The sequence below is a fragment of the Paraburkholderia sp. JPY419 genome (genome assembly GCF_050435705.1).
Taxonomy (GTDB): domain Bacteria; phylum Pseudomonadota; class Gammaproteobacteria; order Burkholderiales; family Burkholderiaceae; genus Paraburkholderia; species Paraburkholderia youngii.
This window is the reverse complement of the sequence record NZ_JBNDKV010000001.1, coordinates 1,241,124-1,267,398: the sequence shown is the minus strand read 5'-3', so window position 1 is coordinate 1,267,398 and position 26,275 is coordinate 1,241,124. Positions and strand designations below refer to the sequence as shown.

At 61.7% G+C, this 26,275-nt stretch carries 26 protein-coding genes; 17 read left to right on the top strand and 9 right to left on the bottom strand.

The genetic code is table 11. The features are described from left to right. The first annotated feature begins 231 nt into the window (after positions 1-231). The gene (locus QFZ91_RS05870; RefSeq protein WP_255208685.1) at positions 232-618 is read left to right on the top strand and encodes a hypothetical protein; all 387 of its coding nucleotides are present in this window, start codon (positions 232-234) and stop codon (positions 616-618) included. 11 nt (positions 619-629) lie between these two features. After that, positions 630-1,172 (top strand): nuclear transport factor 2 family protein, encoded by a 543-nt coding sequence (locus QFZ91_RS05865; RefSeq protein WP_429566567.1) that lies wholly within the window; start codon positions 630-632, stop codon positions 1,170-1,172. 92 nt (positions 1,173-1,264) lie between these two features. On the opposite strand, the gene folE is transcribed toward QFZ91_RS05865, so the two are convergent. Beyond that, on the bottom strand, positions 1,265-1,900 hold the full coding sequence (folE, locus tag QFZ91_RS05860) for a GTP cyclohydrolase I FolE (RefSeq protein ID WP_429566566.1): 636 nt from the start codon (positions 1,898-1,900) through the stop codon (positions 1,265-1,267). Between the two features lie 190 nt (positions 1,901-2,090). On the opposite strand from folE, the gene QFZ91_RS05855 reads away from it, so the two are divergent. Further along, positions 2,091-3,068 (top strand): NAD(P)H-dependent flavin oxidoreductase, encoded by a 978-nt coding sequence (locus QFZ91_RS05855; RefSeq protein ID WP_429566565.1) that lies wholly within the window; start codon positions 2,091-2,093, stop codon positions 3,066-3,068. A gap of 76 nt (positions 3,069-3,144) precedes the next feature. Here the strand turns inward: QFZ91_RS05855 and QFZ91_RS05850 are convergent, their stop codons facing one another. Both QFZ91_RS05850 and bktB read right to left on the bottom strand, forming a co-directional pair. Continuing rightward, positions 3,145-4,812 carry an MBL fold metallo-hydrolase gene (locus QFZ91_RS05850; RefSeq protein WP_429566564.1) on the bottom strand — a complete coding sequence of 556 codons (1,668 nt, stop codon included), beginning with the start codon at positions 4,810-4,812 and terminating at the stop codon, positions 3,145-3,147. 40 nt (positions 4,813-4,852) lie between these two features. Next, on the bottom strand, positions 4,853-6,034 hold the full coding sequence (gene bktB, locus QFZ91_RS05845) for a beta-ketothiolase BktB (protein WP_176121373.1): 1,182 nt from the start codon (positions 6,032-6,034) through the stop codon (positions 4,853-4,855). 353 nt (positions 6,035-6,387) lie between these two features. Here bktB and QFZ91_RS05840 point away from each other — a divergent pair, with 353 nt between their 5' ends. The 8 genes from QFZ91_RS05840 (at position 6,388) to QFZ91_RS05805 (ending at position 15,034) form a co-directional block, all read left to right on the top strand. Continuing rightward, complete coding sequence (locus tag QFZ91_RS05840) at positions 6,388-8,322, top strand: AMP-binding protein (protein WP_429566563.1); 1,935 nt, start codon at positions 6,388-6,390, stop codon at positions 8,320-8,322. A 3-nt stretch (positions 8,323-8,325) separates the two neighbouring features. Beyond that, positions 8,326-9,537, top strand: coding sequence for an acyl-CoA dehydrogenase family protein (locus tag QFZ91_RS05835; protein WP_429566562.1), 1,212 nt, complete (start codon positions 8,326-8,328; stop codon positions 9,535-9,537). A gap of 78 nt (positions 9,538-9,615) precedes the next feature. After that, positions 9,616-10,776, top strand: a complete 1,161-nt coding sequence (locus QFZ91_RS05830) for an acyl-CoA dehydrogenase family protein (RefSeq protein ID WP_429566561.1) — start codon at positions 9,616-9,618, stop codon at positions 10,774-10,776. A 19-nt stretch (positions 10,777-10,795) separates the two neighbouring features. Then, a complete protein-coding gene (locus tag QFZ91_RS05825; RefSeq protein WP_429566560.1) occupies positions 10,796-11,533 on the top strand; it encodes an enoyl-CoA hydratase in 738 nt (245 codons plus the stop codon). A 47-nt stretch (positions 11,534-11,580) separates the two neighbouring features. Then, complete coding sequence (locus QFZ91_RS05820; protein ID WP_429566559.1) at positions 11,581-12,375, top strand: enoyl-CoA hydratase/isomerase family protein; 795 nt, start codon at positions 11,581-11,583, stop codon at positions 12,373-12,375. Positions 12,376-12,427: 52 nt separating this feature from the next. After that, positions 12,428-13,207 (top strand): SDR family NAD(P)-dependent oxidoreductase, encoded by a 780-nt coding sequence (locus QFZ91_RS05815; RefSeq protein ID WP_429566558.1) that lies wholly within the window; start codon positions 12,428-12,430, stop codon positions 13,205-13,207. A 21-nt stretch (positions 13,208-13,228) separates the two neighbouring features. Continuing rightward, positions 13,229-14,221 (top strand): NAD(P)H-dependent flavin oxidoreductase, encoded by a 993-nt coding sequence (locus tag QFZ91_RS05810; RefSeq protein WP_368591436.1) that lies wholly within the window; start codon positions 13,229-13,231, stop codon positions 14,219-14,221. A gap of 132 nt (positions 14,222-14,353) precedes the next feature. Next, the gene (locus QFZ91_RS05805; RefSeq protein WP_184228899.1) at positions 14,354-15,034 is read left to right on the top strand and encodes a TetR/AcrR family transcriptional regulator; all 681 of its coding nucleotides are present in this window, start codon (positions 14,354-14,356) and stop codon (positions 15,032-15,034) included. A gap of 20 nt (positions 15,035-15,054) precedes the next feature. Here QFZ91_RS05805 and QFZ91_RS05800 read toward each other — a convergent pair whose 3' ends face one another. Then, positions 15,055-15,942 carry an SDR family NAD(P)-dependent oxidoreductase gene (locus QFZ91_RS05800; RefSeq protein ID WP_429566557.1) on the bottom strand — a complete coding sequence of 296 codons (888 nt, stop codon included), beginning with the start codon at positions 15,940-15,942 and terminating at the stop codon, positions 15,055-15,057. 180 nt (positions 15,943-16,122) lie between these two features. On the opposite strand from QFZ91_RS05800, the gene QFZ91_RS05795 reads away from it, so the two are divergent. Genes QFZ91_RS05795 through QFZ91_RS05785 form a run of 3 tightly spaced genes read left to right on the top strand, consistent with a single transcriptional unit; the run spans position 16,123 to position 18,771 of the window. Beyond that, on the top strand, positions 16,123-16,566 hold the full coding sequence (locus QFZ91_RS05795; RefSeq protein WP_429566556.1) for a nuclear transport factor 2 family protein: 444 nt from the start codon (positions 16,123-16,125) through the stop codon (positions 16,564-16,566). Beyond that, complete coding sequence (locus tag QFZ91_RS05790) at positions 16,563-17,582, top strand: SDR family NAD(P)-dependent oxidoreductase (RefSeq protein ID WP_429566555.1); 1,020 nt, start codon at positions 16,563-16,565, stop codon at positions 17,580-17,582. Before QFZ91_RS05795 ends, QFZ91_RS05790 begins: the two co-directional genes overlap by 4 nt. A 37-nt stretch (positions 17,583-17,619) precedes the next feature. Beyond that, positions 17,620-18,771, top strand: a complete 1,152-nt coding sequence (locus QFZ91_RS05785; RefSeq protein ID WP_429566554.1) for a Gfo/Idh/MocA family protein — start codon at positions 17,620-17,622, stop codon at positions 18,769-18,771. 82 nt (positions 18,772-18,853) lie between these two features. Here QFZ91_RS05785 and QFZ91_RS05780 read toward each other — a convergent pair whose 3' ends face one another. Genes QFZ91_RS05780 through QFZ91_RS05760 form a run of 5 tightly spaced genes read right to left on the bottom strand, consistent with a single transcriptional unit; the run spans position 18,854 to position 23,421 of the window. Then, positions 18,854-19,630 (bottom strand): enoyl-CoA hydratase-related protein, encoded by a 777-nt coding sequence (locus QFZ91_RS05780; RefSeq protein WP_176122725.1) that lies wholly within the window; start codon positions 19,628-19,630, stop codon positions 18,854-18,856. 43 nt (positions 19,631-19,673) lie between these two features. Next, the gene (locus QFZ91_RS05775; RefSeq protein WP_176111384.1) at positions 19,674-20,438 is read right to left on the bottom strand and encodes a glucose 1-dehydrogenase; all 765 of its coding nucleotides are present in this window, start codon (positions 20,436-20,438) and stop codon (positions 19,674-19,676) included. Between the two features lie 38 nt (positions 20,439-20,476). Next, positions 20,477-21,730, bottom strand: a complete 1,254-nt coding sequence (locus tag QFZ91_RS05770) for a CaiB/BaiF CoA transferase family protein (protein WP_429566553.1) — start codon at positions 21,728-21,730, stop codon at positions 20,477-20,479. Between the two features lie 2 nt (positions 21,731-21,732). Beyond that, positions 21,733-22,209 carry a MaoC family dehydratase gene (locus QFZ91_RS05765; RefSeq protein WP_176111382.1) on the bottom strand — a complete coding sequence of 159 codons (477 nt, stop codon included), beginning with the start codon at positions 22,207-22,209 and terminating at the stop codon, positions 21,733-21,735. Positions 22,210-22,257: 48 nt separating this feature from the next. Further along, the gene (locus tag QFZ91_RS05760; RefSeq protein ID WP_429566552.1) at positions 22,258-23,421 is read right to left on the bottom strand and encodes an acyl-CoA dehydrogenase family protein; all 1,164 of its coding nucleotides are present in this window, start codon (positions 23,419-23,421) and stop codon (positions 22,258-22,260) included. Between the two features lie 383 nt (positions 23,422-23,804). Between QFZ91_RS05760 and QFZ91_RS05755 the strand changes: the two genes are divergently transcribed. The 3 genes from QFZ91_RS05755 (at position 23,805) to QFZ91_RS05745 (ending at position 26,272) form a co-directional block, all read left to right on the top strand. Beyond that, complete coding sequence (locus QFZ91_RS05755; protein ID WP_176378387.1) at positions 23,805-24,170, top strand: Zn-ribbon domain-containing OB-fold protein; 366 nt, start codon at positions 23,805-23,807, stop codon at positions 24,168-24,170. Between the two features lie 57 nt (positions 24,171-24,227). Then, entirely contained in the window at positions 24,228-25,379 is a 1,152-nt protein-coding gene (locus QFZ91_RS05750; protein WP_429566551.1) for a thiolase, read from the top strand. Between the two features lie 92 nt (positions 25,380-25,471). Beyond that, entirely contained in the window at positions 25,472-26,272 is an 801-nt protein-coding gene (locus QFZ91_RS05745) for an enoyl-CoA hydratase/isomerase family protein (protein WP_429566550.1), read from the top strand. Positions 26,273-26,275: the final 3 nt, after the last annotated feature.

Sequence of the window (26,275 nt, the reverse complement as noted above, 5' to 3'; positions counted from 1 at the left end):
CGCCATTAATTGAACGACTTGTTGCATAACAGTTTTCCGTGACCTAGGATGTCTATCTAGAGGCGCCATGCAAGCGCCCGCCAGGCATAAGTCTGATCGGAGACATGCGATGTACTTTCTCGACAGCGATTTACGAGGTCCACTTGCGGACTACACGTTCGACTATCGTCGTCAGCGCGCTGAAAACGGCGCTCCCTCGTCGAAAGAATCGGCTCGCGCAAGACAGCCGAATTGGGTGACGCGCGCGCTGGAAGCAATGGCGCCTGGTACTCTCGGCAAACTGCGCATGGGGGGCCGGACACGATGAAAACGCTGACTCGCGAGAGCGCACGAGAAGCGCGCAGAGTATGGCTGCCGCTCATTCTTCTGTCGATTTCGGCAGCAGCGGTCTGGCTGCTGCAACGTGACCTGCACATGGAAGAACTAGGTCGGTCCGCGCTGTTCGGCGTGGTGATGACGTTTGCCGTGCTTGGCTTGACGGCACTTGCGGGCATCATCGGATGCGCGATCGCGAGCCGTGCGCGAGCGCAGGAAACTGATTTGTCGACAGGCGAAGGCTATTGCTTCGTTGGCGCCGTGATTGGCGCGGTCGTCTTTTTTGTCGCCATGACCATCTAACGGTAAAAACGATGAATGAAGAGTTGAACGCACGCGTGCAAGCGCTGTTGGACAAGCACGACATACTCGAGTGCGTGCACCGGTATTGTCGCGGGGTCGACCGCATGGACCGTGAGTTGACGCTGTCGGCATACCATCCGAGCGCGATCGACGATCACGGCGCATTCGTTGGAAATGCAGAGGAATTCGTCGACTGGGCTTTTGGATACCATACCGAGCATCAGTTGTCTCACCACCATATGGTGTTCAATCACAGCGTCGAATTGCAGGGCAATGAGGCGCACGCGGAAACGTACTGGCTTTTCTTCGGAGAAAATCGCGTCAAGCCGGACACGCTGGCGGTGGGGCGCTATATCGACCGTTTCGAGAAGCGTGATGGTGTGTGGGCCATTGCCGCTCGTGTTTGCATCTCTGAAGCGATCAACGAACTGACGCCTGCAGAAGTACCTGCTGCATGGCGCGAAATCCTGATGAGTAACGGCGTTAGTTCAAGAAATCGTGAAGACGTTTCTTATGAACGGCCTCTAACGACGCGTCAACCCGCCGAGGCTTGAGGCCGCACGCAAGCCTGTAACGACGCTCGCCGCGGATACGCAAATCGATTTTCCCCAAAAAGCCAACGCCGGCTGGAAGCCGACGTTGGCTTTTAGCTATTGGGTAATGACGTATTCCCGCCGTGACCGACAATCGAGAGAAACTCGCGGCGCGTGGAAGGATCGTCACGGAATGCGCCCAGCATTCGACTCGTCACCAGCGACGCGCCCGGCTTATGCACGCCCCGCGTGCTCATGCACTGATGTGCGGCTTCGAGAATGACGGCGACCCCCTTGGGTTGCAGCACGGTGTTCAACGCGTCGGCGATCTGAACGGTCATCTTCTCCTGAATCTGCAAGCGCTTGGCATAGACATCGACGAGGCGCGCGAGTTTGGAAATGCCGATCACGCGATGCTCGGGCAAGTAGGCAACGTGCGCGCGTCCGATGATGGGCACCATATGATGTTCGCAGTAGCTTTCGAAGCGAATGTCCTTTAGCACCACCATCTCGTCATAGCCATCCACTTCGGAAAACGTGGTTGCCAGGATCTGCATTGGATCGGATTCGTAGCCCGAGAAGAACTCGCGGTATGCGCGCGCGACGCGTGCGGGTGTTTGAATGAGGCCTTCCCTTTCGGGGTTGTCGCCTGCCCATCGGATGAGTGTACGCACGGCTTCTTCCGCTTGATCCAGGGTCGGGAGAACCGACGCTTCCTCAGCGCTGATCTCGTTGTCTCGCTTGTTCATCAATTCTCCTGATCGTTCATGCCTCGTGCAATCACATGCGTGTCCGCGAGTGCAGCATATGAGCATCGGCAATGGAGGAGTGTATATAATTGCACGATGTTCGTAAATATAAACGAATGACGCATTTCACACGCGACGCTCGACCGCTGCACGTTGACGAATCAGGATGCACTTACACAGGAATCAGCAGATGAAAACGCGCATTACAGAGTTGCTTGGGATTCGATACCCGATTGTTCAAGGGGGCATGATGTGGGTGGGCCGCGCGGAATTGGCCGCTGCTGTCTCGAACGCCGGTGCGCTCGGCACCATCACCGCCCTCACTCAGCCCACACCGGAGGCACTGCGCAACGAGATAGCTCGCGTTCACTCGATGACGGATCGGCCATTCGCCGTGAACCTGACAATCCTGCCGACGATCAAGCCGGTGCCGTACGACGAGTACGTGCAAGCGGTCGTGGAGAGCGGTGTGCAGATCGTCGAGACGGCGGGACGCAATCCCGAGTCATATATGCCGTCATTCAAGGCTGCGCGAATCAAGGTGATCCACAAGTGCACGTCGGTGCGTCACGCGCTGAAAGCCGAGGCGTTGGGGTGCGACGCCGTGAGCGTGGACGGATTCGAATGCGCCGGCCATCCCGGTGAGGACGACGTGCCGAATCTGGTCCTGTTGCCGGCCGCGGCCGCGAAGCTGCGCATCCCGATGATTGCCTCGGGTGGCATCGCCGATGCGCGCGGCATGGTCGCCGCACTCGCGCTCGGCGCGGATGGGATCAACATGGGAACGCGTTTCATGGCAACCCGGGAGGCGCCGATTCACGAGAACGTCAAGCGCAAGCTCGTAGAGCATGATGAGCGCAATACGGCATTGATCTTCCGCACGCTGAAGAACACGTCGCGTATCTTCAGGAATTCGGTAGCGGAGCGAGTGCTGGAACTGGAGCATAAAGAGGGTGCGACGTTTGCGGATCTCAAGCCGCTCGTCAGCGGGGAGCGCGGCAAGCGTATGTACGAGACGGGCGATACGGAAGATGGAACGTTCCCGGCCGGTCTGGCAATCGGGCTTATCGAAGATATTCCCACCTGTGCGGAACTCGTGAATCGGATGGTCATGGAGGCGCGCGCACTCATTCATGGCCGGCTGACCGCGCTCGCAGCAGAGAGCTGAAGTCGAAAGAAGACGGCAATCGAATGCGGCTGCCCGCGCATGAGATTCAGGGGGGAGTGGACAGCCGATACAGGCATTACGAGCGCAAGCACGCGCGCGCGGTCAGATGACGGTGTTCGTCGAGCCGCTCCAGATGAGCCAGCAGCGACCGGGAAGCGGCTGGCCACAGTCTTTTGGGAACATCGGTGTAAGCAAGCCGCAGCCAATCGTCGATCGAACCGCTCGGCAGCGCCTTGACCGCGTCGGCGATCTTGGCTTCCCGGGCGAACCGGTGTGCCTTGAGGCGCGCGATCTGGTCACGCGCACGGTCGAGCACGTACCCGTGTGCGGGGAGAATAAATTCGATCTCACGTTCGGTACAGATCGCGTCGAGTCGGTCTAGTGACGCAAGGTACGCCGTCATATTGCCGTCCGGAGGATCGATGATGGTCGTGCTGCCATTCAGAATGTGATCGCCGCTGAATAGCAGTCCGTCCTCCAGAAGGACCAGGCACACGTGGTTGCTTGCGTGCCCGGGCGTCGAGACCACCAGCAATCGATGCGTCTGTCCGTCATGCGCAAGCGTGAGCACCTCGCCGTCGAGCAATTCACGGTCGGGGACGAAGTGATTGCTTGCCTTGGCGGCAGGTCCGGACGGCACGCCGAGGATGGGTGGCTTGTGCGGGCACATGGACTGCAGCGGCCTCGCTCCGGGCGCATGGTCCACGTGGGAGTGCGTGCAGACGATCATGCGAATGTCGCCGCCCGTTGCCGAGAAGATGCGTTGAAGGTGCGCCTGGTCGCCTGGTCCCGGATCGACGACGACGAAGCCAGTCGTCGCCGTGCCGACGATGTAGCTATTCGTGCCTGGACCGGTCATCAACCCGCCGTTCGTCGCGGTCAATCGCATCACGTTTCGCAGGAGTGGGATCGCTTCTGTGGATCGCCAATCGAGACAGTGGAGCACCTGGCCATCGGGGCACACGAGGCGCAGTTCGCCGTATGGGGCATCGCCTTCCATGCACCGCATGACACTGCCTGATTTCATCCCACCACGCGGACAACTGCTCCAGAGTGACTTTTCCACCCTACACGCGGCGAGCAGTGCATCAACCGAGTCGAACGAGCGAAGGCGCTCGAGCGTGCGCACCGTTGGAAAGATCATCGCGAAGTCGCCAGCGGCATGGCGTGCCAGCGCCTCGTCGGGGCGGACCCACAAGGGTTCGAACTGCTCGGCGCCGTCCGCGACCGCGGTTTGATCGACCGGCATGCGCGCCACGAAAAACCGGACGTCAAAGCGCCGCGGCAGATCACGGTCGGTGATCCAATGAGCAAGCGGATAAACGCAATCCGCAGCGAGCGTGAGCCCATGCTGCGAGCAATGGTCCTCGATCGCTGTTGCCCGCTCGAGCTTCGCAATGTCGTGGTCGTCGACGAGCACACCGTCGTGTCGCCATGCCAGCAGCACGCCGAGTTCTTCGAATGTTTCCCGAATGGCAGCCACGGCCTGAACCGCCTGCGTATCGTCTTGCGTGGCGCGCCGTCGTGCGCTGCCGGCGATTCGTGCATCGGAGGAGTCGATCGCTCCGCCGGGAAAGACGAACGCGCCCGGCGCGAAGCTCGCCTGCGCCGACCGTCGTGTCATCAGCACTTCGATGGTTGGCGAACCTTCGTACAGCGCGTCGCGGACCAGGAGCATCGTCGCAGCGGGGCGTGGCGCCGCCGGCTGTCGTTGCGGGTGAAGCAGTTGTTCGGGACGTACCACGTCTCTCCCTCTGGTTGAACGGATAACGCTGCGAAAAGCCTTAAATGCGCTCGAAGATGGCCGCGATGCCTTGGCCCCCGCCGATGCACATCGTCACGAGCGCATAGCGGCCGCCGCAACGATGCAACTCGTGAATGGCTTTGACCGCAATGACGGCGCCGGTCGCGCCAATCGGATGACCGAGCGAAATACCCGACCCGTTCGGGTTGACCTTGGCGCTGTCGAATTCCAGTTGCTTCGCCACCGCGCAAGCTTGCGCGGCGAAAGCCTCGTTCGCTTCGATCACATCAAGGTCGGCGACGGTCAAACCCGCGCGCTGCAGCGCCTTCCGTGTTGCAGGCACCGGACCAATGCCCATGAATTGCGGGTCGACGCCCGCGTGAGCCCAAGAGACCAGTCGCGCAAGAGGACGAAGGCCGCGTTGTTCGGCGGTGCGGCGGGCCATCAGCAGGACAGCTGCGGCGCCGTCATTGAGACCGGACGCATTGCCGGGCGTGACCGTACCGTCTTTCTGGAACGCCGGGCGCAATTTGGCGAGATCGGCGAGGGTCGTGCCCGACCGCACATGCTCATCGGTATCGAAAGCGATTTCGCCTTTTTTCGTACGCAGGGCGACCGGCACGATCTGCTCGCGGAAGTTGCCGTCGTGAATGGCTTGCGCAGCGCGGCGGTGCGATTCGACGGCGAGCGAGTCCTGATCGTCGCGCGTGATGCCGTACTTCTTCGCGACGTTCTCTGCGGTTACGCCCATATGGCAAGCACTGAACGGATCAGTCAACGCGCCGACCATCATGTCGATCAGACGGATGTCGCCCATGCGCGAACCCCAACGCGCGCCGGTGGCCACGTAGGCTGCGCGCGACATGCTTTCCGCACCTGCGCCGATCGCAATTTCGGTGTCGCCGTGCGCGATGGCCTGGGCGGCGGAGATGATTGCCTGGAGGCCGGAGCCGCACAGCCTGTTGAGCGTCAGCGCCGGTGCTTCGGCGCTGACGCCGCCTTCCATCGCGGCGACGCGCGCGAGATACATGTCGCGAGGCTCGGTATGGATCACGTTGCCGAACACCACATGACCCACATCTTCACCCGGCAGATTCGTACGCTCGAGCAGCGCGCGAACGACGGTTGCGCCGAGCGTCGTGGGCGGAACGCTCGATAGCGCGCCACCAAAATCTCCAATAGCGGTGCGAACGGCAGCGGTGACGACGACCTCATCCGACATGATGGCTCCTTGGTCCCGAGAATCGGTTACGATCCGGTTCGTGTTTAACAATATGAATGCCGTTCGAAAAGTAGCGCATTTTCGCTTTCGTGTCCACGCAATTGTGCAGTGCGCAAGGATGAGATGGTGCCGAGCATTTCGTGCTTCATTCGCGCCGGATCGCGGGTTGGATATCCGGCTTCCTTGTGGGTGACAACGGATAGACGCGGGTTCGATTTCGCGCTATGCTGGTTCAACATGATGATCGACGTTCAATTATTGGTTTGTCTTGATCCGCGAGATTTTGCGTGTATCGGATGGCGATGCGAGCGCGCGCGGGACATGACTTGCCAGATAACAACAGGACGATTCAGATGGATGCAGGTACGGCTTCGCACGATGCCCTGATGGATGTGCCGTTTCGCCCGGTCCGCCTCGGCAGCATGGACGCGATCGTCGAGCGAAGGCCCGATGGAAGCGTGATGTATGAACTGAAGGAACCGCTCGAACCGTATCCCGTCCGCTTGACGGAGCGGCTCGAACACTGGGCGAGTGTCACACCCGAGCGTGCGCTGCTTGCGCGGCGGACGCCGGACGGCAAGTCATGGGAGTCCCTGACCTATCGGCAGGCGTTCGACGGCGCGCGTGCGCTGGGGCAGGCGTTGCTCGACCGAGGCTTGTCGCCGTCCCGTCCGTTGATGATTCTTTCGGATCGGAGCTTCGAACACGCGCTGTTCGCGCTCGCCGCATTGCACGTCGGGGTTCCCTATATTCCGGTGACGCCTGCATACTCGCTCTTGTCGCAGGACTTTTCGAAGCTCAGGCAACTCGCTGCCGTATGCACGCCCGGCCTCGTCTTCGCTGATGACGGCGCGCAATATGGCCGTGCATTGCGCGAGGTGTTCGGCGACGTCGAATGTGTCGTCGTCGGTCCGTTGCCGGAGGGGCGTGCCGGTTCGCGTGTCGCCGATTGGCTGAAGACGCCGGTTACGGCCGACGTCGAAAAAGCGTTCAACGCGGTCGGCCCGGATACGGTGGGCAAGATCATGTTTACTTCGGGAACGACGGGCGCACCGAAAGGCGTCATCTACCCGCAGCGCATGTTGTGCAGCAATCGACAGCAAGTCGCCCAGGTGTTCGCGTTTCTTCAGGATGGGCCACCGGATCTCGTCGACTGGCTGCCGTGGCATCACACCTTTGGCGGCACGCACAACTTCGGCATGGTGCTGTATGGCGGGGGTACGTACTACCTGGACCCAGGCAAGCCGACGCCGGAGGAAATTGGTCCGACGGTGCAGGCGTTGCGCGAAATCGCACCGGTCGTCTACCTCAATACGCCCCAAGGGCTGGCCTCGCTGATTCCGCATCTGAAGGCGGACGACGCGCTGCGCAAAAAATTCTTCAGCAAGCTCGCGCTCATCTACTACGGCGGCGCTAGCCTGCCGAAGCACATCTGGGCGCAACTCGACGAGCTCGCGGTGCGAACCATCGGCCAGCGTGTTCTTATCATGTCGGGCATCGGCGGCACGGAAGCGGGCCCGACGCCAATGTCGGCAGCCTGGGATCCGCGACGCGAGGCGATTGCGGGCTTGCCCGTGCCCGGCGTCAAAGTGAAAGTGGCTCCGGTGGACGAGAAGCTGGAAATCCGCTTTTTCGGCGACTGTGTGACGCCCGGCTACTGGAAAGATCCCGACCGCACCGCCGCCGCGTTCGACGACGAGGGCTATTTCCGCTCGGGTGACGCCGCAACCTTCATCGACCCGCAGCGTCTGGAACTTGGACTGCGTTTCGACGGACGCATCGCGGAGAACTTCAAGCTATCCACGGGTACATGGGTCAACGTCGCGGAGTTGCGACTGTACGCGCTGAACGTGTTTGGCCCGTATGCGCGCGACATCGTGATCGCCGGGCACGACCGCGAATACCTGAGCGCGCTCGTCTTCCCCGACATCGAAGCGTGCCGTGCGCTTTGCGACGACCTTCACGATCCGATGCCGGACGTCGACCAGATCATCAACAGCCGCGGCGTGCGCGCCTTCTTCCAGGCGGGGCTCGACAAGCTCGCCGCGCGTGCTGGCGGTAGCTCGGCCCGCATTGTCCGCATCGTGCTCGAAAGCGAGCAGCCGACGCTCGATAACGGCGAATTGAGCGCGAAGAGCGCAATCAGCCAACGCAATGTGCTCGAGCGGCGTCGTGGCGTCGTGGACGAGCTCTATTGCGTGCCGCCCACGCCGCGCACCCTGGTCGGTAACGCTGCCGCGGCAGCGGATGCAGATCGAGTTCAACGTACTGAAAACGCTGGAAGCTAAACAATGGATTTTCGCGTAGACCCCGCGGACATGGCGTTCCGTGCAGAAGTTCGGGCGTTTCTCAAGCAGCATCTGCCGGCGGATATGGCCTTTCGCGGGCAGCAGGGGTTTCTCGCAGGCGACGACGATTCGCAGCGCTGGACCCGCATTCTGCATGAGACGCGCGGATGGTCGGTGCCGCATTGGCCGGTTGCCGACGGCGGCACAGGCTGGAGCGCGATGCAGCGCTACATATTCGAAGAAGAGTGCTATCTGGCGGGGGCGCCGGCGCAGAACCAGGCGGGTGTGTCGCTAGTTGGCCCGGTGATTTGCGAGTTCGGCAATGAAGAGCAGAAGCGCCGCTTTCTGCCGCCGATTCAACGCGGGGAAGTGTTCTGGGTACAAGGCTTTTCGGAGCCGGGCTCGGGCTCCGATCTCGCGTCGCTGCGTACGACGGCGGTTCGCGATGGAGACCATTACATCGTCAACGGGCAGAAGATCTGGACCAGCTTTGGCACCTCTGGCCAATGGAATTTCGTGCTGGTGCGCACGGATACCGAAGCGAAGCCGCAAAAAGGCATTTCCTTTTTGCTGCTCGACATGACGTCGCCGGGTGTTACCGTGCGACCGATCGGCTCGCTCGACGGCTGCAACCACCTTGCCGAAGTGTTCTACGACAACGTGCGTGTGCCCGCCGAAAACCTGATCGGCGAAGTGAACAAGGGCTGGGGGTATACGAAATTTCTGCTCTTCAACGAGCGCGCGTTCCTCGGCGCCGAGGCCCCGGCGCTCAAGCGCTATCTGCGCAAGATCCGGCACTACGCGTCGCGCGAGCACGCGGCCGGCAAGCCGTTGATCCAGGACCCGACGTTTGCGGCACGTCTTGCGCAGTATGAGCTGGAGGTTCGCGCCATCGACATGGCGGTGCAGAAGATCCTGCATCAAGGGATCGACGAGCGCAGCGGCGGAATGGCAATCGGCTCCATGCTAAAGGTGCGAGGCTCGGAGCTCCATCAAAAGCTGACTGAGATGCTGCTCGAGGTGATCGGCGACTACGGTGCCGTGTTCTATCCTGATCCGAACGAAGAGCGAGCGCTGCGCGACTCGTCGTTTATCGGGCCCGAGTACGCGCCGGGCCTCGCGGCAGAGGTTTTCTATCGACGTGCTTGCACGATCTATGGCGGAACGGCCGAAATTCAGCGAAACATCATCGCCAAGGCGATGTTCGACCTGTGAGCTCGAGTCGATCCACGAACATCCGTCGATTCCCGTTGGGGGGAATCGCATCAATTGCCGGCAGAAAGAGGGTGCAGCATGGATTTTGAGTTGAGCGACGAACAGCGGATGCTGCTGGAAAGCGCGCAGCGCTTTGTGCAAAAGAGCTATACGTTCGAACATCGCCGCAATCTGGCCTCGAAAGAAGGAGGCTTTTCGCGCGACACGTGGCGCACGCTCGGCGAAATGGGCTGGCTCGGTATCGCCGTTCCGGAGGAAATGGGCGGGCTCGGTTTCTCGCCCGTCGAAAGCGCCATTGTGGCCGAGCAGATGGGCCGCGCGCTGGTGTTGGAACCGTATGCGATGTGCGGTGTGTTTCCCGCGTCGTTGGTGACTCGCTGTGGGCGCGAAGGGCAGCGCGAGACGCTGCTTGCCGAGATCGTCTCGGGGGAGGCTGTTTGTGCGGTCGCGCACAGCGAACGCGAGGCGCGAGGCCAGGTGCACTATGTGACGGCCACCGCCACGAAGACCACCGACGGGACGTGGAGGCTGGATGGCTACAAGACGCTCGTGGTGGGCGCACCTGTCGCCGATCGCCTCCTCGTCGTCGCACGCACGGCCGGTGCGGCCGGCGACAAGGATGGCATCGGTATTTTCGTCGTCGATCCGAAGCAGGCAGGTGTAACGCTCAAGACCTGCGCGTTGCTCGACGGCACGCCATCGGCCGACTTGCTGCTCGAAGGCGTCGTGGTGGCGCAATCCGATGTCTTAGGCGAAGCGGGCAATGCCTTCGAAGGGCTGCAGGCCGCCGTCGACGAAACGATCGTCGCGATCTGTGCGGAACTCGTAGGCGATATGGAGGATGCCATCGAACTCGCTTCGGAATATTTGAAGACCCGCAAGCAGTTCGGCGTCGCGATCGGCAGCTTCCAGGCGCTGCAACACCGGATGGCCGACATGGCGATCGAAGCGATGCAGGCGCGAGCAACACTGCATCGCGCATTGCTCGCGCTCAGCGAGAACGGGCCAAATAGAAGCGTCGAGGTTTCAGGCTGCAAGGCGCAGACCACTCGCAGCGCGAAGTTCGTGACGCAGCAAGGCATCCAGTTGCACGGCGGTTACGGCATTACGAACGAATACAAGGTGGGCCATCACTATCGCCGCCATCTGGTACTCGACGCGTTGTTCGGCAACATGGACTATCACCTGAATCGTTACGCACGGCAGATTCAGTGCGAGGTATTGGCTGCGCTGGCGTGAACCCTATCGAGGAATTGCGATGGACGCGAAAGTAACCGATTTGCTCGGCGTGACTCGAGAAGACGCCGTTCTTACGCTGACACTGAATCGGCCCGAGGCTCGCAACGCGCTGAACCTTGCATTGACCGAAGCACTCGTCGGCGCGTTGAACCGCTTCGAAGCGGACGAAAGCCTGCGTGTGCTGATCGTGACCGGCGCAGATCCGGCCTTTTGCGCGGGGCTCGATCTGAACGAGTTCTCGGCGCCCGATGCGCCGCGCTCGTGGGTCGCGGAAATGATCGATATGTGGCCGCGCATCACCAAGCCGGTGATCGCGGCGGTCAACGGCGCTGCCGTTACTGGCGGTCTGGAACTTGCGATGGGATGCGATTTCATCATCGCGTCAGAGCGCGCGCGCTTTGCCGATACGCATACGAAAATCGGCGCGCTCGCTGGCGGCGGCATGACTGCGAGATTGCCATATATCGTGGGTCCGAGGTGGGCAAAGCAGATCAGCTTTACCAGTGACCCGATTGACGCGGCCACGGCGTTGCGCATTGGCCTCGTCAACGAGGTGGTCGGCCACGGTCAACTGATGGAGCGGGCAAGCTCACTCGCGAAGACGATCGCGAGCCGCCGGCCCGATCTCGTCGCGACGGTCAAGCGTGTGATCGATCAGGGTGCGCTAACTTCACTGGAAGAGGCCTTGCGAATCGAGAAGGCTGCATTGGCGCAAAGAAAAAAGAATGGCGGCATGGCGTGGCAGGCGGGGAAATAACCGGCTGCCCAACCAAAGCGCTTAACTCAAGGGACGTATGTACCCGCATGGCAAATCTCTACGATCTTCCAGACGATATTCAGGTGACAGCCGCCGGCGGCCTGCGCATCATCACGCTCAATCGGCCAGACGATCTGAACGCGTCGACCACGGAGATGCTGTTCAGCTATCCCAAGCTTTTTGCTGCGCTAGCCTCGGACCCCGACGCGTGTGTCGGCATTCTCACCGGTGCGGGACGAGCTTTCAGCGCTGGCGGAAACATGAATCACTTTGTCAAGACGCTCGACGACCCCGAGTTCGCCGCGCAGGTCCAGGAGAACGCGCGTCGAACGATACACGGCTTCATCGACGTGCCGATTCCGCTGATCGCTGCGGTCAACGGGCCGGCCGTCGGCTGGGGCGCGACAATGGCGACCTTGTGCGACATCGTTCTGATGTCGGAGAAGTCGTTTCTCGCGGAACCGCATATCAACATCGGTCTGGTCGTCGGTGATGGGATCTCCGTGGCGTGGCCGCTCTACACCAGTCTGTTGCGAGCGAAAGAACTGATCTTCACCGGCGAGCGCATCACACCGCAGCAGGCGGTCGAATTCGGTCTTGCCAATCGTGTCGTCGAACCTGAAAAGCTGATGAACGAGGCCTTGGCGCTTGCTGAAAAACTGCTCAAGCAACCGCGCAATGCGCTGCGCGAAACCAAGAAGCTGATGAACCTGCATCTTCATCGCAGCGCGGCGCAGATGCTCGACACGACGCTTGCGCGGCAGTTGGCGGCGACGCTCAGCAACGAGCATCATCAGATCGCGTCGTCTTTCATCGCTCAGCAGAAACGCAAGCAAGGCTAATTCCGCTCGCCGAGTCTCGTGTTCATCCCTCCGCTCATTTCGTGGAGTACCAATGCGCTCATCACTATTCGACCTCACCGACAAGGTCGCGATCGTCACCGGATCGAGTCGCGGCATCGGTTACGCCAGCGCCCTCGGCATGGCGGAGCACGGCGCGAAAGTCGTCATTTCCGGCCGGAACGCCGACGCCTGCGAAACTGCGGCGCAAACCATCAACGATAAGATCGGCAGCCGCGTGGCCATGCCGTTCGCGTGCAATATCGGCCGTAAAGCCGAACTGCAAGAACTAGTGGCCGCGGCGAACGGCGAGTGGGGCCGAGTCGATATCGTGATGGCCAATGCGGCGATTCATCCGTGGATCGGATCCACCCTGGATCTGCAAGACGAAACGTTCAACAAGTTCATGCAGGTCAACGTTCAGAGCAATATCTGGCTCGCGCAATTGACCGTGCCCGGCATGATCGAGCGTGGCTATGGCCGCTTCATTTCGGTGGCATCCGTGGTCGGATTGTTCGGTGATGCCGCGACGGGAACTTACGGGCTCACCAAAGCCGCCGACATGCAGCTCGTGAGAAACCTCGCGATGGAATTCGCAGCAAAGGGCGTCACCGCCAATTGCATCGCGCCCGGAACGTTCAAGACCGAGATGGCGCGATCGCAATGGGAGGACGCGGCGATGGTCGAATGGTACCGTGGCCGCAATCCGTCGCAGCGCTTCGGCGAGGTCGAGGAGATCGCCGGGCTCGCCGTGATGCTCGCTTCGCCTTCGGGCGGTTATATCAACGGCCAGACGATCGCGGTGGATGGCGGCCACACGATTTCGTTTCGCTGACGTGCGGGAGGAAATGGCATCGTGCGCCCCCACACGTTCAGCACGCGAATCACCGATCTGCTCGGTATTCGCCACCCGATTCTTTGCGGCGGTCTCGGGCCGCGCGTATCCGACGCACGGTATGTCGCGGCGGTGGTCAACGCAGGCGGCATGGGCTTCATTGTCGGCGCGGGCTTTCCCGATTCCGACGAATTCCGCAATGAGTTGCGCACCTGCCGTGAGCTCACCGGTGCCAGGAACTTCGGCGTCAATCTGTACATATCGCGGCAAGCGGGTGGCGTGGAGCGGGTCAAGCAACAGATCCGCATTCTGATCGAAGAGAAGGTTGCCTGCGTGGAGACGGCCGGTGCGAGCCCGGAAGCGGTCGTGCCGCTGCTCAAGGAGGCGGGCATCAAGGTTTTGCACAAGGTGCCCGCCGTGCGCTATGCACATACGGCGGCGCGGATGGGCGTCGACGGCGTGATCGTCGTCGGTAATGAATGCGGCGGTCATCCAGGCGTCTACCAGATCGGCAGCATCGTGCAGGCCGCGCAGGCGCCGCGGGAAATCGGCTTGCCGGTCGTGATCGGCGGCGGCATCGGCACCGGGCGGCAGCTTGCAGGGGTGCTCGCGATGGGCGCCGACGCGGTCCTGATGGGTACTCGCATGATGGTCGCCGAGGAGCTATGGATTCATCCCGAGGTCAAAGCGAAGGTCGTGGCGGGCGACGGCAGCGAAAGCGTCGTGGTCAAGTCTGCGATTCGCGATCACCACCGCGTGCTGCGCAACGAGAGCGCCGAGGCGGTCATGGAACTGGATCGTGCGCAGGTAAGCGAGTTCGAGCGGTTCCGTCCGCACGTGATGGGCGCGCTCGCGCACGAGGCTTACGTGACTGGCGACACACGCAAAGGCATGATCGACTACGGGCACGCCGCGGTCTTTGCTGACGCGGTCCGCAAGGTCGAGGCAATTTTCGATGAGATCATCGACGACGCGGTGGCGGCGTCGAGCCGGTTGAACAGACTGATGACCTAGACGACCAGCGCGGCGACGATAGAGCGAGCAGCAGCCCGTCACGAGGCTCAGGCGGTTGCGACCCCCAGGCTACAATCTGACGCGAAGTGGTTCCAATACCGGCGAACCATACGCATCATCTATCGACAAGTCATGAGCGCAGAGAAAAGGTCGCGAGCCGCGCGTAAGGGGGAGGCTTTACCACGCGCAAAACGGGGTCGCCCATTCAAGGCCGATGCAGAGAGGCGCCAGGACGAACTGCTCGACCATACGCTGGAACAGTTCATGGCCGTCGGCTATCGAGCCGCGACGATGGACGGCATTGCGGCATCGTTTGGCGCGAGCAAGTCTACGATCTACCGGCGCTATGGAAGCAAGGCGGGCCTGCTGCGCGCGGCGATGGAGCGCGGCGTTCCGCTGCTGCTCGATCCGCTCACCAACGTGTCCACCGACGCACGTCGTTCGCCGCGCTCCGTGCTGCGCGACTATGGGGAAATCATCCAGTCCTACCATGCGGACCCGAGCATACGCGCGATGTGGAGGGCGGTAAGCGAGGCGCGAGAAGAACTGAACGAGATGCTCGAAGACGTCGTCGATCAGCAAGACAGGGCGTTGGCTCCGATCGCTGACTATCTCACTGCGTTGGCAATCAACGGAAAGATCGTGGTCTCCGATCCGCGCGCGGCGGCCGCGTGCTTTGGCGCGCTGACGAGTGGCGGCCTCGCCAGCTTCCTTGGCGAGCCGCTTCGCGATAAAGAGCGGCATGCCGCGCTAGAGCTCGCGCTTACGCTGTTCCTCGACGGCATACTTCCGCGCGCAATGGATCGGAAGTAGTCGCGATTTTCGTTACGGCATTAGCCAAACAGTTTGCGCAAGGTGCCGCCCATCGGAACGGGGAGCGTTGCGCCATCGTCGTATGGCCAGCGCAACATGCCGAGGGCGGCCGCGGCGCCTCCATCCACATGCAGCACCTGACCCGTGACCGATTTCGCAAGATCAGACGCGAGGAACAATACGGCATTCGCCAGATCGTCCGCACTCGGAGGAGCTTGCAACGGGATGTACATCTCGAAGGCCTTCGCCCACCACTCGGGCGGGGCATCGGCGTTGAGCGAGCGCCAGGGTTCGGGAATAGCCGCGGCATTGCCCGCGCTGGGCGTCGTGTCGGGCGCAATCAGGTTCACGCGGATTCCGAGCGGCCCGAGCTCCCAGGCCATTGCCTTCGAGAAGTGGGTCGTTGCGGCCTTCGCGCCAGCGTAGACTGCGAAGCCGCCGGCGCCGCGATGCGCTTCGATGGTCGTAAAGTTCACGATCGAGCCGCCACGGCCGCCGCGCTGCAACAGCGGCACTGCGTGACGCATGGATTCAATCACGTAGCCGAAGTTGCGCTGAATGTCGTCCGCGCAATCGCGCTGCGTGCGTTCCATGAAGGGCTGCATACGAGTGCCGCCAACCACGTTCACGAGTAGATCGATCGCATCGAAGAAGCCCGCAGTCGCATCATAGAACTGCGCGAGCTGCTCTGGCTGTGTGGCATCCGCGTGCATGCCGAACACGCGGCGGCCGAGCGCTCGCAATTGCGCCGATGTGTCCGCAATGCCTTCGTCATCGATGTCGCACAAAGCGAGATCGACGCCGGCCTCGCCTAGTGCCAGGGCGACCGCTTTTCCAATTCCTGCGGCGCCGCCAATCAACACCGCTCTGCGACCTTCAAGTGCGCCTCTGCGATCCAGAATACCCATTCGCCTTGTCCTTTCGTTTGGTGATGTGCGCGACCGAAGCGTGTCGCAATCTCATGTATTGAATAATGGTACTGGCGGTGCTATTGTTGATCAAGAACATCAAGGCAATCAGCGGAACACGCGATAGCGGGTTTCGATAAAGACTCCGATGCGACCGCGTCGATCAATGGAGGAACCCGAGTGACCGACATCGAAAAGCTCGTTGCAATCGAGGAGATCAAGCAACTCAAAGCGCGCTATTTCCGTTGCATCGACACAAAGAACTGGGACGGATTCAAATCCGTGTTCGCGCCTGATGCCCGGTTCGATATCAGCGATGACGTGCCCGGATGCATTCTCGTCGGCAGGGAAAAGATCGAACAGGCAGTCAGTGTTCCTCTTGCGGAATGCGTGAGTGTTCATCACGGCCATTGTCCGGAAATCGAAATCACGTCGGGCACGACGGCGAGCGGCATCTGGGCGATGGAAGACATGTTGCGCTGGGAAGCGGACTCGGGATATCCGAATCGCACGCTCCACGGCTACGGCCACTATGTCGAGACCTACGAGAAGATCGACGGCAAGTGGCATATCAAGAGCATGAAGCTGCAGCGACTGCGCGTCGATGTCGGAGCGCCGGCATGAACGCGCAGGGCGTGTCGGATGCGGATTCGACAATCCGCTTCGACGGCCGCGTTGCGATCGTGACTGGCGCGGGAAGCGGATTGGGCCGCGACTATGCGAAGGCGTTGGCGGCGCGTGGCGCCGCCGTCGTCGTGAACGATCTGGGAACCGATCCGCGCGGCAACGTGCTGTCGGACATCGGTGCCCGGAGCTCGGCTCTGGGTGTCGTCGAAGAAATCGAAACCGCAGGTGGCAAAGCGATCGCCTGCCATGAAAGTTGCGCGACGAGAGCCGGTGGAACTGCAATCGTGGACGCCGCGCTGAATGCATTCGGCAGGGTCGATGTCCTCATTCACAACGCCGGATTTCTACGCAACGCGCCATTTGAGGAACTCACCGACGAGCAGATTCGCTCGATCATGGACGTTCACCTGATGGCCGCATTTTATGTGGGCCAGCCAGCGTGGCGCGCGATGCAGGCCGCGAAATATGGGCGAATCGTCCTGACCAGTTCCGCATCCGCGATGTTTGGTTCCGTGTGGCAAGCCAACTACGGTGCCGCAAAAGCGGGTTTGGTGGGGCTGATGAACAGTATCGGCGCGGAAGGCGAGAAGTACGGCATTCAGGTCAACGCGTTGCTGCCGTGCGGCGCCAGCCGGCTCGGTCAGGGCAGCGATGAATGGCCTGCCGATTTCCATGACGGTATGCCGGAAGATTTCGCACTGGTCGCGGCGGGCATCCGCAACGAATTTGTCGTGCCGATGGCGATATGGCTGGCAAGTGAACGGTGCAAGGCCAATCGCGCGCTGTATACGGCTACGGGCGGGCGGTTCGCACGCGTTTTCGTCGGCGAGGCCGATGGGTGGTTGAGCCAGCACGGCCGCCCTCCTACGCCGGAAGACATCGAGCGACATCTGGCCGAAATCGATGACACGACGCACTTCGACCAGCCGCAAAGCGTTTGGGGAGAGTTCGAATCGATCATCAGCGCCTATCGCGCCGAGGCAAAGCGGCGGCTGGACCCGACAGGCCTTTGACCAACGACAGGGAGCAACGAGACATGGAGAAACGATCGTGACACGCAAAATCGGCATCATCGGCGCCAACTGGAGCCTGAAAGTGCATGGCAGCGCCTGGCGGCTGTTGCCGGATGTGGAGGTGGCGGCAGTCTGCACCGCGCACCGCGAGACCGCCGAAGCAGCGGCGAAAGCCTTCGGCGTGCCGCGCGCCTATTGGGACGTCGCGGATCTCGTCGCCGATTCCACTCTCGACATCATCGATGTCGGCAGCCGGCCTTCGTATCGCTATGACATGGTGATGGCCGCGCTCAACGCGGGCAAGCACGTCTATGACGCGCTGCCGTTCGCGGTCGATACGGAACATGCGTTCGCGCAGAGCGAACTGGCCGCGAAAAAAGGGCTGGTCGGTGTGGTCGACGCGCAGTTCCGCTGGGTGCCCGCGGCGATGCACATGCTGAAGCTTGTTTCAGAGGGCTTCCTTGGCGAGCCACTCGGTTTCAATTTTCAGCTTCTTCAGCCATTGCGTAACCACGACGGTTTCATTTATCCCCATGCCTCCTATCCTGGCGGCGGCGTGTCGCCGTACAAGTGGTTAGCCGAATCCACAAGCGGCGGCAGCGCATGGCGCAATTTCGGCAGCCACATGGTCCTGTTTCTGATGCCATTGCTCGGCCGGGTGAAGGCGGCGACCGGGTCGGACACGACGGGCATCAAGCAATGGCGTTTGCCGGACGGTAGCACGTACGCGCCAGACACCGCCGATCTCGGCTGCGGCGTGTTGCGCATGGAAAACGGCGCGTTGGGCACGATCCAGACAAGCTGGGCAGTCGCCGACGGCCCCGGCATTCGTGCCGAATTGTGGGGAACGAAAGGACGCCTGCTCTACGTCGATCCTACGTTCGGCGATGGCATTTCATCGCGTCTCTATGCGGGCAAGCCGGAGCCGTTCGAGTTCGGTACGGCCGCGGGCGAATGGCTCGAAACCCCGGAGCACTATTTCGCGGTGCCGGGAACGGGGTTCTCGAAACAGAATGCTCCGTCGTACATGGTGTCGATGGGCTGGATGTTTCACGACATGCTCGAAGCGATCAAGCACGAGCGCACACCCTCGCCGAGCTTCGAAGAGGCTGCCCACGCGCACCGGGTAGTGGAGGCGGTGATCGAGTCCGGCCGGAGCGGACGATGGATCGAGATCGCCGATCGTTGAAGCGGCCAGCATGGCCCCTCACTACTCGAGCCAGGTGGGCGGGCGGCGGTTCGCACGCCCGTCGCCCACGCTTCTTCTTCACTTACTTCACGTACTTTCGGAACTCCGGCTTACGCTTTTCGCGGAACGCATTGCCGCCTTCCTTCGATTCGTCCGTGTCGTAGTACATCGCGAGCGCCTGCATTGCGAATGCGCCGATACCGCGGATATTCTCGGTGTCGATATTGAACGAACGCTTCGCCAGCGCAATAGCGGTGGGACTCATCTGCAGAATCTCGTCACACATCTTCTTCGTTTCGGCGTCGAGCTGTTCGGGCGGCACGACGGCATTGATGAGCCCCCAGTCGAGCGCCTGTTTCGCGCTGTATTTGCGGCACAAATACCAGATTTCCCGCGCGCGCTTCTCGCCGACGATGCGCGCGAGGTAGGCGGTACCGAAACCGGGATCGACCGACCCGACCTTCGGTCCGACCTGGCCGAACACCGCGGTCTCGGAAGCGATGGCGAGATCGCAGATCGTCACGAGCACGTTGCCGCCGCCGATTGCGTAGCCGTTCACCCGGGCAATCACGGGCTTCGGAATGTCGCGGATGATGCTTTGCAGTTCCTCGATCGGCAGACCGACGGTGCCGCGCCCGTTGTAGCCGTCGCCGGACTGGTCGCCGCCCGTACAGAATGCCTTGTCGCCGGCACCCGTGAGCACGACGACGCCGATATCCTTGTTCCATCCCGCGAGGCCGAAAGCCTTGATGAGCTCTTCGACGGTGTTGGCGCTGAATGCGTTGTAGACCTTCGGGCGATTGATGGTGATCGTCGCGATCCCATCCGCCTCCTGATAGCTGATGTCCTTGAATTCCATGTCGTAGTCCAATGTTGTTGGTTGTTTGCGGCAGCGGTGCCTTTTAGCCGGCCATCGTCAAACCGCCAGACACGCTGATGACCTGGCCGCTGATGAAGGCGGCGTCGTCACTCGCGAGGAAGGCAACCACGCCCGGGATGTCGCTCGGGTCGCCCATGCGGCCGAACGGTACGGCCTTCACGAGGGCCGCCTTGATGCGCTCGCCTTTCTCGCCTTGCGCGAGGTTGTCGAGAAGAGGGGTCGCGGTGGGACCCGGGCAAACGACGTTGACGGGAATCATCTGGCGAGCCATTTCGCGCGCCATCGTCTTCGTGAATGCGATCAGGCCGCCTTTGCAGAACGAGTACACCGCTTCCATCGAGGAGCCCACGCGCCCCGCATCCGACGAGATATTGACGACACGGCCGCGGCCGCGCTCGGACATCCGTCGCAGCACGGCATGGTGCATGTTCAGCGGTCCGTACAGGTTGATCGCAACCACCTTGTCCCAGAACGGCTTCTCGGTTTGCAGGAAAAATGCTCCCATGTCCCATCCGGCGTTGTTCACGAGAACCTCGATTGGTCCCAGTTCTTCTTCGACTCTCGCCACCGCGGCATGCACGCCTTCATGGTCCGTGATGTCGACGCGGTACGCGCGCGCCTTGCCGCCCGCTGCTTCGATCTCCGCCGCAACACGCGCCGCGCCCTCTTCGTTCAGATCGAACAGCGCGACGGTCGAGCCTTCCTCGCCGAACCGTTTGCTGATGGCCGTTCCGATTCCGCCTGCGGCGCCGGTGACGATGACGACCTTCTCCTTGAGCCCCTTCATTGATTCCCTCCGTGATATGCGAGGCGCTTTCGCGCCAGTTAATCCTTGCTCAGCGCTTCGGAAACTTCGTCGGCTTTGCCCGTGGCCCGGGCGAGCAGCGCGCTGGCTTCGTCTTCGCTGTAACCCGCTTCGATCAGAACCTGGATGCTGTGCTCGCCGAGATTCGGCGGCAGATAGCGAACGTTGCCGGGCGACTCGGAGAAGTGCACCGGTATCGAGGTCATTACCATGTCGCCTTCGGTTGGGTGCTCGAAACGCTGGAAGAAGCCGGTCTCCTTGATGTACGCGTCGTGCATCAGGTCTTTCAGGTCGCGTACCGGGCCGTGCGGCACGTCGGCGGAGGCGAAGATCGCGTTCCATTCCGCGGTGGTCTTGTTGCGGATCGCGTCGCCGACGATGCGGTACAGCTCGTTGATGTTGCGCATGCGCTCGGTCATGTGACAGAAGCGCGGGTCCTCGAGCAGATGCGCGGCATCGATTGCGCACAGCACGCGGCGCCATTGCTCGTTGTTCACGGCGAGCAGGCAGATATGCCCGTCTTTTGTCGCGTAGGGCCGGCGGTGCGGCGAGAACATGCGCGGGTAGCCGAGACCGGTTCCGTCATTGGAGCCCAGTGCACCTTCCCAAAGATGCTCGAACAGATTGAATTGCAGCATCGTCTCGAACATCGGCACATGCACGAGTTGGCCGACACCGGTCCGCTCGCGGTGATAGAGCGCCATGCCGATCGACGACGCCAGCACGTAGCCGCAGAACTTGTCGACGATCACGGTGGGGAAGTAGCGCGGCGAGCCGTCCGTGTCGCGGTTCATCGAGGCGATGCCGCTCTCGCCCTGGATCACGTCATCGAAAGCGGGGCGGTCCTTGTAGGGACCGTCGATTCGATAGCCCGCGCCCGACGCATAGACGATGCGCGGATTGCGCGCCCGCACCGTCTGATAGTCGATGCCGAGGCGCTCGGCCGCGCTCGGGCGCATGCTGTGCACGATCACGTCGGCGGTCTCGACGAGCTTGAGCAGCGCTTCGCGGCATTCGGCCAGCTTGAGATTCAGGATCACACTCCGCTTGTTGCGGTTCATGATCGTATAGAACACGGCCATGTCGGGATTGCGGCCGGGACCGTTCTTGCGGTTCTGGTCGCCTTCGGGCGGTTCGATCTTGATGACGTCCGCGCCCATGTCGCCGAGCAACTGTGTGGCGACCGGACCGAGCACGTTGATGGTCAGATCGATCACGCGGACACCGGCTAGCGGGCCGGTCGCCTGTTCGAGAGGTTGTTGTGGATTTTCCATGCTCAGGCCTTGTACTCCTTGCCCTTAACGAGCCTGAGCGGCGTGTACACCATCACTTCCGTGCCGTCCTGCTTGACCACGCGGTTGCGGGTGCGCACGAGCCCGAGGCCGGGACGCCCCTTGCTAGGCCGGCATTCGATCACTTCGCATTCGACATGGATCGTGTCGCCCACGTAGGTCGGGCCTTTGATGTCGAGCTCCATGTTCAGGAACGCAAAGCCGACGCCCTGCATGGTGGCCTGCGTGAGCAGCCCTTCCATGAGCGTAAACACCAGCGCTCCCGGCGCGACACGGCCCTTGATGGCGGATTGCTCGCGCAAGAACTCGGTGTTGGTGAACAGGACTTCCAGCATGCCAGTCACCGAGACAAAATTCACGACGTCCGTTTCCGTGACCGTCCGGCCTACGGTCTTGAACTTGCGTCCAACGGGCAGATCCTCCCAGTGAATCCCCAGTCCAACCGTTTCGATTTCTACCATTGCCTGTCCTCTGTTGTTGTCGCTCGATTGTTAGATCAGCTGTCGTCGTCAGTTCTTCTTGATGCGGCCGAGCACGTTGTCCGCGACGATGTTGCGCTGAATCTGGTTGGTGCCCTCGATGATCTGCACCACCTTCGCGTCGCGGAAATATCGATTGATCGGGTACTCGTTGGAGATGCCCGCGGCGCCGAAAAGCTGTACGGCGTCGGTCGCGACCTTCATCGCGACATCCGATGCGAACATCTTCGCCATCGCCGCCATGGGGGCGAGTTCACGGCCTCTGACGCCCGCGTCGACGAGCGACGCCGTGCGATAGACGAGCTGGCGCGCAGCCTCGGTCTGGGTGACCATGTCAGCGATCATCCAGCGCACGCCCTGAAAGTTGCTGATGCTCTGACCGAATGCAACGCGGTCCTGAATGAATTTGACGGTGTGATCGATCGCGCCCTGCGCGATGCCTACCGCGCGCGCGGCCACGATGGGGCGGCTCGTGTTGAGCGTCTCCATTGCCACCTTGAACCCCTGGCCGCCTTCGGGCCCGAGACGATCTTCCGTGCGGATGAAAGCGTCGTCGAAATAAAGCGGACACGACGGGACGCCGCGCGCGCCCATCTTGTCTTCTTCGTTGCCGATCGTCAGACCCGGCGTGTTGCGATCGACGATGAATAGATTGATGCCGAGCGGCTGTCCTTCTTCATCGAGCGTCTTCGCGGCGACCAGAATGAAGTCGGCGATATGCGAATTCGTGCACCAGATCTTCGAGCCGTTGAGCACATATCCGCCGTTCTTGCGGCGTGCCGTGGTGCGAATGCCCGAGACGTCGGAGCCGCTTTGCGCTTCGGTAATCGACAGAGCGCCCCGCAAGTCGCCGGAGGCGAGTCCAGGCAGAAGGCGAGCCTTCTGTTCTTCGGTGCCGCCTTCGAGAATCGCTCCGAACGGCGTCCATTGCACGACCAGCAGATAGCCCGTGTTGTAGCAAACCCGCCCGAATTCCTCGACGGCGATACAGGCCGACATCAGGCTTCCAGCGCCGCCATACGCTTCGGGAAACGGCAGCGTGAAGAGGCCCAGTTCCTTGAGCAGAGCGTACATATCGTGCGGATACTCGGCCGTACGGTCGATCTCGTCGGCGCGTGTCGCCACGCGCTCCCTTGTGACGCGGCGGATGAGGTCGCGGATCTGAACCTGGTCGTCTGTTAGTTCGTATGTCACTTCGAGCTCTCTTGCTAGCGGTTTTTCTGGGGCGGCCCCGGATTCGTCACCGGAGAGGGACACGTCGCCCCCGCCGACCTCTTCCGACTCACGCCGGTCTCTTCAGGTAATTGAACAATGTTCGATAAATTAAACGAATCGCTTGCCGGTCGTCAAGCGCTGAAACCTGCGGCCGCGGGTTTCTCCGAGGTGCGCCAGCAATTTGGTCGGGATGTAGTGGCAGCCTTGCGCGACGGGGCGTGGCGGGGGTTTTCCGGCGTTGACAGCATCCTTCCAATCCGTTTAAGATTTGGAACAGTGTTCGGTTATGTGTTCCATTTTGACCCGACAGAGTGGCTCGATTCGGCGCGAGCCCGTGGCAAAACGATTTGGAGGAGCGGGGAATGGACTCTCTTTGTCCTGAAGTCGATTATCAGAAGTTTCTGGCCGAGGGCCGCTTGATGATCCAGCGTAGCCGCAGCAGCGGTCGCTATGTGTTCTACCCGCGCGTAGCTGAGCCGGTTACGGGGATGCGCGACCTCGAATGGGTCGAAGCCTGCGGGAATGGCACGGTTTATTCCACCACCGTGGTGCGCCAGAAATCGCCCACGCCAAGCTACAACGTCGCCGTGATCGATCTGGAAGAAGGTGTGCGCATGCTCAGCTGTGTAGAGGGCATCGAGCCAGAGGCCGTGCGCATTGGTATGCCCGTGCAGGCGAAGATCGTGTACCGGGGAGATGCGGCACTGCTTGTGTTCGAACCAGCCTGACGCCCGCTAACCGCAACCGGCCGTCAAGAGCCGGTCGCACCGATGAAAGGTAGATCGATGGAATTCAACTTGCGCGGGCGTACCGCACTGGTGGCAGGCGCCACCTATGGCATTGGGGAAGCACCTGGCTTGTCGTCGCTGGATCTTGCTGCGCGTGCCTCCGTTGACGCGCTGGCTCAGGTAGGGCTGACGCCTGGCGATGTCGACGGGCTTTTCGTGTGTACGCCGGACGACATGCTCTCGGGCCTCACGTTTGCCGAATACCTCGGTATTAACCCGAGGTTCACCGACAACAATCGAAGCGGCGGCTCGGCGTTCGAAATATACGCGCACACCGCGGCCATGGCGTTGTGTACGGGACAGATCGACGTTGCGTTGATCGCATATGGAAGCAATCAGCGCAGCGCGGCGGGCAAGCTGGTGCAATCGTCGCGCCCCTCGCCGTGGGAGAGCCCGTACAAGCCGATGAATCCGGTTTCGTCATATGCGCTTGCGGCGGCGCGGCATATGCATCAGTACGGCACGAAGCGCGAGCATCTCGCCGAAGTGGCCGTAGCCGCGCGCAAGTGGGCGCAGCTCAACCCCGAAGCGTACATGCGTACGCCGTTGTCGATCGAAGATGTGATGAGCGCACGCCTCGTGTCCGACCCGCTTTCCGTGCGTGATTGCTGCCTCGTGACCGATGGCGCGGCGGCGGTCGTCATGGTGCGCGCCGATCGGGCGCGCGATCTGACCGACAAGCCGGTATATCTATTGGGTGCAGCTTCGGCCACCTCGCACCGCGAAATCGCGAGCATGCCGGACCTCACGGTGACCGCCGCAGCGGAATCAGGCCGGCGTGCGTATGAGATGGCGGGCGTGAAAGCAGGCGATATCGACGTCGCGATGCTCTACGACGCTTTCACGATCAACACCATTCTGTTTCTCGAAGACCTCGGCTTTTGCGCTAAAGGCGAAGGCGGCCACTTCGTAGCGGACGGCGGCATCGCGCCGGGTGGCCGGCTGGCGGTGAACACCAACGGCGGCGGTCTGTCCTGCGTTCACCCCGGCATGTATGGACTCTTTCTGATGGAAGAATCGATGCGGCAATTGACGGGCCGCGCCGGCGAGCGCCAGATCCCCGGCGCGAAGCTGGCGATCGCGCACGGCAACGGCGGCGTGCTGTCGAGCCAGGCCACGGTGATTCTCGGAACACAGGAAACGCTGTAAGACACGCCGCCCGCCAGGGTCACTGTCAACAGCTTTGCATGGGATCAGAGTAAGTGCTACAGCGCCGACTCTGATCGACAGGAGACGGACAGATGAGCGAAGAGACCAGCAACGATGCAGCCGAGATCGTACACGTCCGGCAAGACGGTGCGATCGCGATCGTCACTTTGAACTATCCGCAACGGCGCAACGCGTTTTCGCTAAAGATGCGTGAGACCTTGTGCGCGCAGCTTTATCGCCTGATGCACCACGAGGAGACTTGCCGTGCGATCGTATTGACCGGCGCAGGCAATACGTTTTGCGCAGGCGGAGACATTTCGGAGATGCAGGCGCGCAAGGTACTCGAATACCGCCAGCGCAATGAACTGCCACTGGATATTTTCAGGCTGATGGTCGAAGGACCAAAAGCGGTTGTCGCGGCCGTCGAGGGGTTTGCGTTCGGCGCCGGCCTCTCGCTCGCCGCCGCTTGCGACTACGTCGTCACGTCGTCGGCCGCGCGATATGCGAGCGCGTTCGTCAAGGTGGGGCTGCTGCCCGATACGGGGCTCTATTGGTCGCTGTCGCAGCGCGTGGGCGGCGGTCTTGCACGCGAACTGATGCTGAGCGCGCGCGAGTTCGATGGCGTCGAAGCAGGCGAAACCGGTTTTGCGAATCAGGTCGTAGAGCCCGGCGAGGCGCTGAACGCCGCATTGAAGGTGGCGCAACAGTACGCGGAACTGCCGTCGGTGGCCACCGCGCACCTGAAGGCCGCGCTCGCGACGGGCATCCGCACGCTCGACGATGCGATCGAAACCGAAGTCAACCTGCAGCCTATCCTGCGCCGCAGCCGCGAACACCAGGAGGCGGTGAGCGCCTTCATGGAAAAGCGCAAGCCGGTATTCGTGGCCGACTGAGGG